The sequence below is a fragment of the Pedobacter sp. UYP30 genome (genome assembly GCF_040547165.1).
Lineage (GTDB): Bacteria > Bacteroidota > Bacteroidia > Sphingobacteriales > Sphingobacteriaceae > Pedobacter.
Genome location: NZ_JBEPPD010000002.1, coordinates 442,951 through 450,179, shown reverse-complemented (window position 1 = coordinate 450,179; position 7,229 = coordinate 442,951). Strand labels below are relative to the sequence as shown.

Sequence of the window (7,229 nt, the reverse complement as noted above, 5' to 3'; positions counted from 1 at the left end):
TTTTTTTCGTCCAAATCGTCATGCAGAAACCTGCCCCTCTTCGATGTTTTTTGCTCTATTCCCCGCCCATATCCCTGAGCGGAGTGCAAAGATAGAAAAAATAACGGCACGCAGTTATAACCGGAAGAGGATTTCAGGATAATCACCGCAAAACGCTGTGGAATAGCACGTTTTATTTTTGCAACGGGATATCGGGACGGCGCTGGGGCAGCGCTCAATGTCACCAAGTCGTATATCGAACCTCGGGATGAGATCATTTTGTTTGCTCTTATTATTAGCTTAACGGCGCACGTGCCGCGCCAACGACAGAAACGGCATCCTTTTGATCTCCACTTCGGAGATCAAAAGATATAGTGAATGGCGTGTTAAGGCGCCCAAATTATCTTTATGGAAATGCTGTACATGCTTGTGATAAATATTTCAGCAAATATTGCCTGAGACAATAATTAACGATGTCATTGGCTCGATTTTGGCGAAAATAAAAATAGGCCTATATTAAGGCCTCTAAATCCCTACCTGTTTAAAAAAAAGCAACGGAACTAATTCCGTTGCTAAGTTTGTTTGAAGCCCGCCTATCACAAAAAGGCCGGATTTTATAAAAAATTAGTTTTTGAGTGGCTAATCATTAATCGCCTTTACTCCTGGCAATTCTTTGCCTTCCATATATTCTAACAACGCGCCGCCGCCGGTAGAAACGTAGCTTACATCATTTTCCATCCCGAATTTTGCAATTGCCGCAGCCGAATCACCGCCTCCGATTAAAGAGAATGCCCCATTATCTTTGGTAGCCGCAACTACCGCTTCTGCAACTGCTTTGGTGCCAATTTCGAAACTTTCCATTTCGAAAACGCCCATTGGACCGTTCCAAAGCACCGTTTTAGAGTTTTTGATAACATCTGCAAAAAGCTTAATTGTTTTTGAACCAATGTCCAATCCCATCCAGTCGGCTGGAATTTTACCCGATGCTACTTCTTTCTTGTCTGCGTTGTTGTCAAATTTATCGGCAATTACGGTATCAACGGGAAGCAACAACTGTACGCCTTTATCTTTTGCTTTTTGAATTAGTTCTAAAGCCAGGTCTTGTTTATCGGCCTCTAGCAAAGATGTGCCTATTTCGCCTCCCTGCGCCCGCGCAAAAGTGTAAGCCATTCCACCGCCAATGATGATGTTGTCTACCTTATCCAGTAATTTCTCGATTAACAAAATTTTATCGGACACTTTTGCTCCACCCATAATGGCAGTAAAAGGGCGCTCTGGATGATTTAAAACCTTATCGGCATTCTCAACTTCGGATGCCATGAGGTAGCCAAAATACTTTGCTTTCGGAAAAAACTGCGCGATAACGGCTGTTGAGACGTGCGCACGATGTGCAGTTCCAAAAGCATCGTTTACATAAACATCGCCAAGCCTAGATAACTTTTCTGCAAAAGCTACGTCGCCCTTTTCTTCTTCTTTATAAAAACGGAGGTTTTCTAACAGAAGCACTTCGCCCGGAAAAAGATTTGATGCCTGCTTAACGGCATCTTCACCTATGCAATCGTGGGCAAATTTTACCTCCAAATCTAACATCCGGGAAAGATCACCAAGAATGTGCTTTAGGGAAAACTCACCTGTTGGGCCATTTTTCGGTCTGCCCAAATGAGACATTAGTATAACCGAGCCCCCATCATTAAGAATTTTCTGAATGGTAGGCAATGCGGCACGCATCCTTTTATCATCGGTTATGTTAAAGCTTTTATCTAAGGGTACATTAAAATCTACCCTTACTAAGGCTTTGTGGTTTGCAAAGTTAAACTGGTCTATCGTTTTCATTCTTTTGTTGTTACTAAATTTCGTTTCGTTTTATAATGCGAGGCCAATTTTCGATATTCAAACATATCTGGATTGGATTAAAGCTCCTTTTCTGACAAAAGCAGCCCTCAATTGCTCTTGCATCGCACCAAATATAGCCTACTTTTGTGGTTTTTAACAAACTTATTGCAAAAGCAACAAGTTTAGAACAGAAATTTTTACCTACAAAATTAGCATGAATGTCCATTCCACTTTATTGGTATCCAAAGGGATGGACTAATTTAAATCGTTTGGCGCAAATGACTCAACACGTACAATCTCTTGGTTATTGAATGTTTTTACATTATCATCGAACATGAAAATGCTTCAATAAAAAAACTCACCCTTTCTTAAAACTAGGCTACGGGGGCAAAATATTTTAGCAGAAGAATTTTTTCTGTAATTTTTTATAGCGTGATAGCTGTAATCAATGATGCGGCTTTAACCGTTAGGAAGATTTTTGCGCTGCAATTTTTTTAACTACATCAATTAATCTACTGCTGTAGCCATATTCATTGTCGTACCAGCCTACAACTTTTACCAAAGCACCAACAATAGAGGTAAGTTGCGCGTCGAAGATACAAGAATGCGGATTATTGATTACATCGACGGACACAATTGGATCTTCTGTATACTCTAAAATTCCCTTCATACCAGCATTTGCGGCGCTTTTAAATACCAGATTTATCTCTGCTACCGTTGCTGGCTTATGGAGCAAACAGGTAAAATCTGTTAAGGACCCGTTTAATACCGGCACCCTGATGCCTGCACCACCTAAAAAGCCGTCTAACGACGGGAAAATTCGGGTAATGGCTTTTGCAGCCCCTGTGGTTGTAGGAATAATAGAGGAAGATGCCGCCCGAGCTCTACGCAAATCTTTGTGGTTTGCATCGTGCAGATTTTGATCACCGGTCATAGAATGGATGGTAGTGATGTAACCCTCTTTTACACCCCAGTTTTCATTCAATACCTTTATCATGGGGGCAATGTTGTTGGTTGTACAACTTGCGTTGGAGAGGATTTCTGTGCTCAGATCTATCTTGTCTTCGTTTACTCCAAGCACAAGCATTGGTATATCATCTACCGCGGGCGCAGATACCAACACTTGGGTTGCCCCGGCTCTAATATGTTTTGATGCTGCATCTTTTGTTAAGTGCCTGCCTGTGCAATCTATAACTAAATCTATGTTTAGTTGCTGCCAAGGTAGGCTTTCTGCATCTTCGATAGAAAAGACAGAGATTAGCACATCATTTATTAATAATGCGTCGGTTTTGGCCGAAACATTTCCTTTAAAAACACCATGTACACTATCATACTTTAGCAAGTGGGCCATTGTTTCGGCATTGCTTAAGTCGTTAATGGCCACCACATTCATATTATTTTGTAGTGCTAATCTTAAAAATGTGCGTCCTATTCTACCAAACCCATTAATCGCAATTTTCATTATCTGTTCCTTTTTGCTTTGTTATTTTTATAATCCCTGCACGTTGTCTTTTCGCTTCAAGGCGATTGTTACGCCAAAATTAAACAAAGCGCAGGCAACAATCATTAAACAAATGAGCACAAAATTGCCCAAGTTTTGAAGTAAAAACACCAAGCTGACAAACAATGCGTTAAAAACGACCAAGATGAGCACTATTTTATTTGGTTTTAAGCCTAATTGTTCCAATCTGTGGTGCGTATGATTTCGATCACCATGAAAAGGAGATTTACGCTTCAAAATACGAACTGTAAACATTCTAAGCGAATCGAAAATGGGCACGATAAGGATAGATACCGCAATGGCAGGTGCAGAATAATACATAGAAGCAGCTAGCGCATTCACTTTATTCAATTCTACAAACCTAATTGCCAATACCGAGGTTATTAAACCAATAACCAAAGAACCGGTATCGCCCATAAAAATTTTAGCAGGGCACCAGTTAAATTTTAAAAAAGCCAACAAGGCACCAAATAAAGCAAAAGAAATTAGGGCATAAGGTGATTGATGCATGAGTGCAAACAAGATTCCGAAACATCCGCTTACCAACAAACCTATACTGGTGGCTAAACCATCGATACCATCTATTAAATTGAAAATATTGCTTAAAAAAATAATCAACAGCACAGAGAAAAGACTTCCCCAAATGTAATTTATGTCGCCTATACCAAAAACTCCATAAAGACTGGTTAGAGAATAATGGCCAAAAAACACCAATAACACTGCAACACCTATCTGTAAGAAAAGTTTCGCCATCAAACTAGCGCCGGAAACATCATCCTTTAAGCCCATAGCACCTATAATAAAACAGCCGATAATTAAAAAATTGGCGCTCTCGTAATGAATCCAGGGAGCAAAAAATAAAACGGTTATGGTAAAGCTTACAAAGATAGCAACGCCTCCTAGTCTAGATATGAGCCCTTTATGGTCTTTTCTATGTAAATCTACCCGATCGAAAAGTTTGTATTTTTCCGAAACTGAAATTATTGTGGGCATAATACCGATTACTATGGCAAGGGCCATAATTATGGCAAAACAATAAAAATACTCAGGGTGTGTTTTTAATAATTCTTGTAGCAAATCAACAACTTCTTTAATAGCAAATTAAGGCCAATGTTTGGGCTGGCCACCCATTTCACTGGCCAATGTACAATTGTTATCTAAAATATTGGCTAAACTTTGTTATTTTTTTAAGTAAAAGTACATAGATCGGAAAAGGCAGTTTATTTGCGACCAAGGCTTTATAATCGTTCAGCAATGCAGAAATTCGGCTAGCCATAGATTGATTGCTCACTCCGCCTTGACGCATTTTTATCATTAAAAAAGGCAAATATTTACAAGCAACCTTATGTGTATAAAAATAGCGAAGGATAAAATCATAATCTGCGGCGGTTCCATAATTTAACGAGTAGTTGCCATGCTTGGTAATGACTGATTTTCTTAGGTAAAGCGTTGGGTGAGCTGGCATCCAGCCCTGCGCCAATGCTCTAAAACCAACTTGCTTAGAGCGCCAACGCCTCAAAATTTTTCTACTTTGCGGATGGATGTAATCCAAATCTCCATAAATACAATCTATTTTTAGGTTTTGTTCAAAGGCTTCTGCAATTTTGGCAACTACAGAACCGTCTGCAAACATATCGTCTGAGTTTAGCAGACCAATTACATCGCCCGTGGCAACTTCCAACCCTTTATTTATGGCGTCGTATAAACCCAAATCAGCCTCCGAAATTACTTTTGCTATAGTTGATTGATGATTTGCGATGATGTTAGGCGTACGATCTGTGGAATTTCCATCGACCACAATATATTCTATATTTTGATGGGTTTGCGAAGAAACAGAGGAAATACAATCTGCAAGGTAATTTTCTCCATTAAATACAGCCGTTATGATTGATATTTTCATTAAAAACTTCTATTTCTAAGCGATGGGGAGACAAAGGTTCGCCCTAAAGGTAAAAATAATTTACAGAGCTGACGCGTATTTTTAGATTAACAATTGCATTTTAATGAGCTCCAAAACAAACCGGTGATTGCTCTAATTAACCTCAATTTGCTTACTTTTACCGCTAATTATGATTGTAGAAAATAAATTTGCCAAAGAAAGCTTTACCATTATGAACGAACTGGTATTGCCCAATGATACCAATACGCTAAACAACTTAATGGGCGGAAGACTCTTGCATTGGATGGATATCGCCGCTGCAATTTCAGCCCAAAAACATTGCAACAGAATAGTGGTAACGGCATCGGTAGATAATGTTTCTTTTAGAAACCCAATAAAATTAGGCGACGTAATTACCATCGAGGCTAAGGTTACTAGGGCTTTTAACACATCTATGGAGGTGCGTTTAGAAGTTTGGGCAGAAAACATCCCGACAGGAGAACGAAAAAAAAGCAACGAGGCCTATTATACTTTTGTTGCCATTAACCAAAGTGATGAAACCCTTAAAGTGCCAGAAGCCGTTCCAGAAAGTGAAGAAGAGTTGGAACTTTACGCTGGCGCGCTGCGTAGACGGCAATTGAGGTTGGTGCTAGGCGGTAAAATGCAAGCAAAAGACGCAACCGAGCTAAAAGCGCTATTTTTAAAAGTTTAAAACTTTTTTGGAGTTTTTATAGTTGCTAGGCAAGTTTATATTAAATTGCGGGTTAAATAAAGGTTAAAATATGTCTACATATACCACACTTATTATCTTAAGCGGCTTGGTTATTTTCTCCTATCTGTTTGACTTATTTGCTGGCAAAACCAAAATTCCATCGGTTGTGCTGCTACTTTTGCTAGGCATTGGACTAAAATTGTTGGTGGAAAGCTTGCACCTAAAAACGTTCGATTTTCTCTCCATCTTACCAACCTTAGGCACGGTAGGCCTTATCCTTATCGTTTTTGAAGGGTCGTTGGAGCTTAAATATGAGAAGGAAAAAAATAAGATGATTAGGACTGCATTCTTTTCTGCACTTACCATTTTGTTGGTTACGGTTACCATTATTACACTCATTATTTATCAAATAAGCCACAGAGACCTTTATACTTGCATTGCAAACGCAATCCCTTTTAGTGTAATCAGCTCGTCTATCGCTATCCCATCGGCGGCAGCTTTGGGCAAAAAAGGCAAAGAGTTTGTGGTTTACGAGTCTTCATTTTCTGATATTCTGGGCATTGTAGCCTTTAATTTTGCCATCTCCAATCCATCTTTAACCACCTCTTCTTTTCTTAGTTTGGGATTGAGCACTTTCCTAATTTTGTTGTTATCTGCAATTGCATGCGTGGTACTACTTTATGCCATGGGCAAGCTCGTTCATCACGTAAAGTTTTTCTTAATCATTTCTATTCTCGTATTGCTTTACGCCATCGGGCAATCGTATCATCTCTCGGCACTTATTTTAATTTTAAGCACCGGCCTGTTTCTAAATAATGCAAGCACCATAAGAAACGCTTGGTTTAAATCGATACTTATTTATAAAAACCTAGATCAAGACATCTCTCAGCTTTACCAACTTTCTGCAGAAAGTGCCTTTATTTTGCGCACGTTCTTCTTCGTAATTTTTGGTTTTACCATGAATATTCAGGAGCTGAACAATGGAGTTGTATTGGCAAATGGATTTTTTATTTTAGCAACCGTTTATGCGGTACGATACGTTTTGCTGAAATTTTTAAAGGAAGGAAGTCCAATTCCCATTTTATATCTAGCACCTCGTGGATTGATTAGCATATTGCTTTATTACAGTTTGCCCGACAACTTAAAAATCGAAGGTGTAGGCACCTCGTTTCTATTCTTGGTGGTACTCGGAAGTAGCGTAATCATGTCGCTTGGGCTTCTATTTAGCAAAGGCAAAATAGAGGGAGGAGAAGAAACAGAAGCTGCTAGCGCCTAACTAATCTTTTTAATTTTTTCGCTTCCGCGGATAAATAACGACCATACAG

Annotated in this window: 6 protein-coding genes; 2 read left to right on the top strand and 4 right to left on the bottom strand. The window is 39.3% G+C overall.

The genetic code is table 11. From position 1 onward, the window contains the following. Nucleotides 1–618: 618 nt before the first annotated feature. The 4 genes from ABIB40_RS04315 to ABIB40_RS04300 all read right to left on the bottom strand — a co-directional run bounded on the left by ABIB40_RS04315 (nt 619) and on the right by ABIB40_RS04300 (nt 5,213). Complete coding sequence (locus tag ABIB40_RS04315; protein WP_354356327.1) at nt 619–1,812, bottom strand: phosphoglycerate kinase; 1,194 nt, start codon at nt 1,810–1,812, stop codon at nt 619–621. Nucleotides 1,813–2,278: 466 nt separating this feature from the next. Continuing rightward, nucleotides 2,279–3,274 carry a type I glyceraldehyde-3-phosphate dehydrogenase gene (gene gap / locus ABIB40_RS04310; protein WP_354356325.1) on the bottom strand — a complete coding sequence of 332 codons (996 nt, stop codon included), beginning with the start codon at nt 3,272–3,274 and terminating at the stop codon, nt 2,279–2,281. Nucleotides 3,275–3,301: 27 nt separating this feature from the next. Then, nucleotides 3,302–4,333, bottom strand: a complete 1,032-nt coding sequence (locus tag ABIB40_RS04305; protein WP_354356323.1) for an MraY family glycosyltransferase — start codon at nt 4,331–4,333, stop codon at nt 3,302–3,304. Nucleotides 4,334–4,466: 133 nt separating this feature from the next. Then, complete coding sequence (locus tag ABIB40_RS04300) at nt 4,467–5,213, bottom strand: glycosyltransferase family 2 protein (protein WP_354356321.1); 747 nt, start codon at nt 5,211–5,213, stop codon at nt 4,467–4,469. Nucleotides 5,214–5,382: 169 nt separating this feature from the next. On the opposite strand from ABIB40_RS04300, the gene ABIB40_RS04295 reads away from it, so the two are divergent. Both ABIB40_RS04295 and ABIB40_RS04290 read left to right on the top strand, forming a co-directional pair. Continuing rightward, complete coding sequence (locus tag ABIB40_RS04295) at nt 5,383–5,904, top strand: acyl-CoA thioesterase (protein WP_354356319.1); 522 nt, start codon at nt 5,383–5,385, stop codon at nt 5,902–5,904. Nucleotides 5,905–5,974: 70 nt separating this feature from the next. After that, nucleotides 5,975–7,180: a cation:proton antiporter gene (locus ABIB40_RS04290; protein WP_354356317.1), complete on the top strand. Its 1,206-nt coding sequence runs from the start codon at nt 5,975–5,977 to the stop codon at nt 7,178–7,180. The last annotated feature ends 49 nt before the right edge of the window (nt 7,181–7,229 follow it).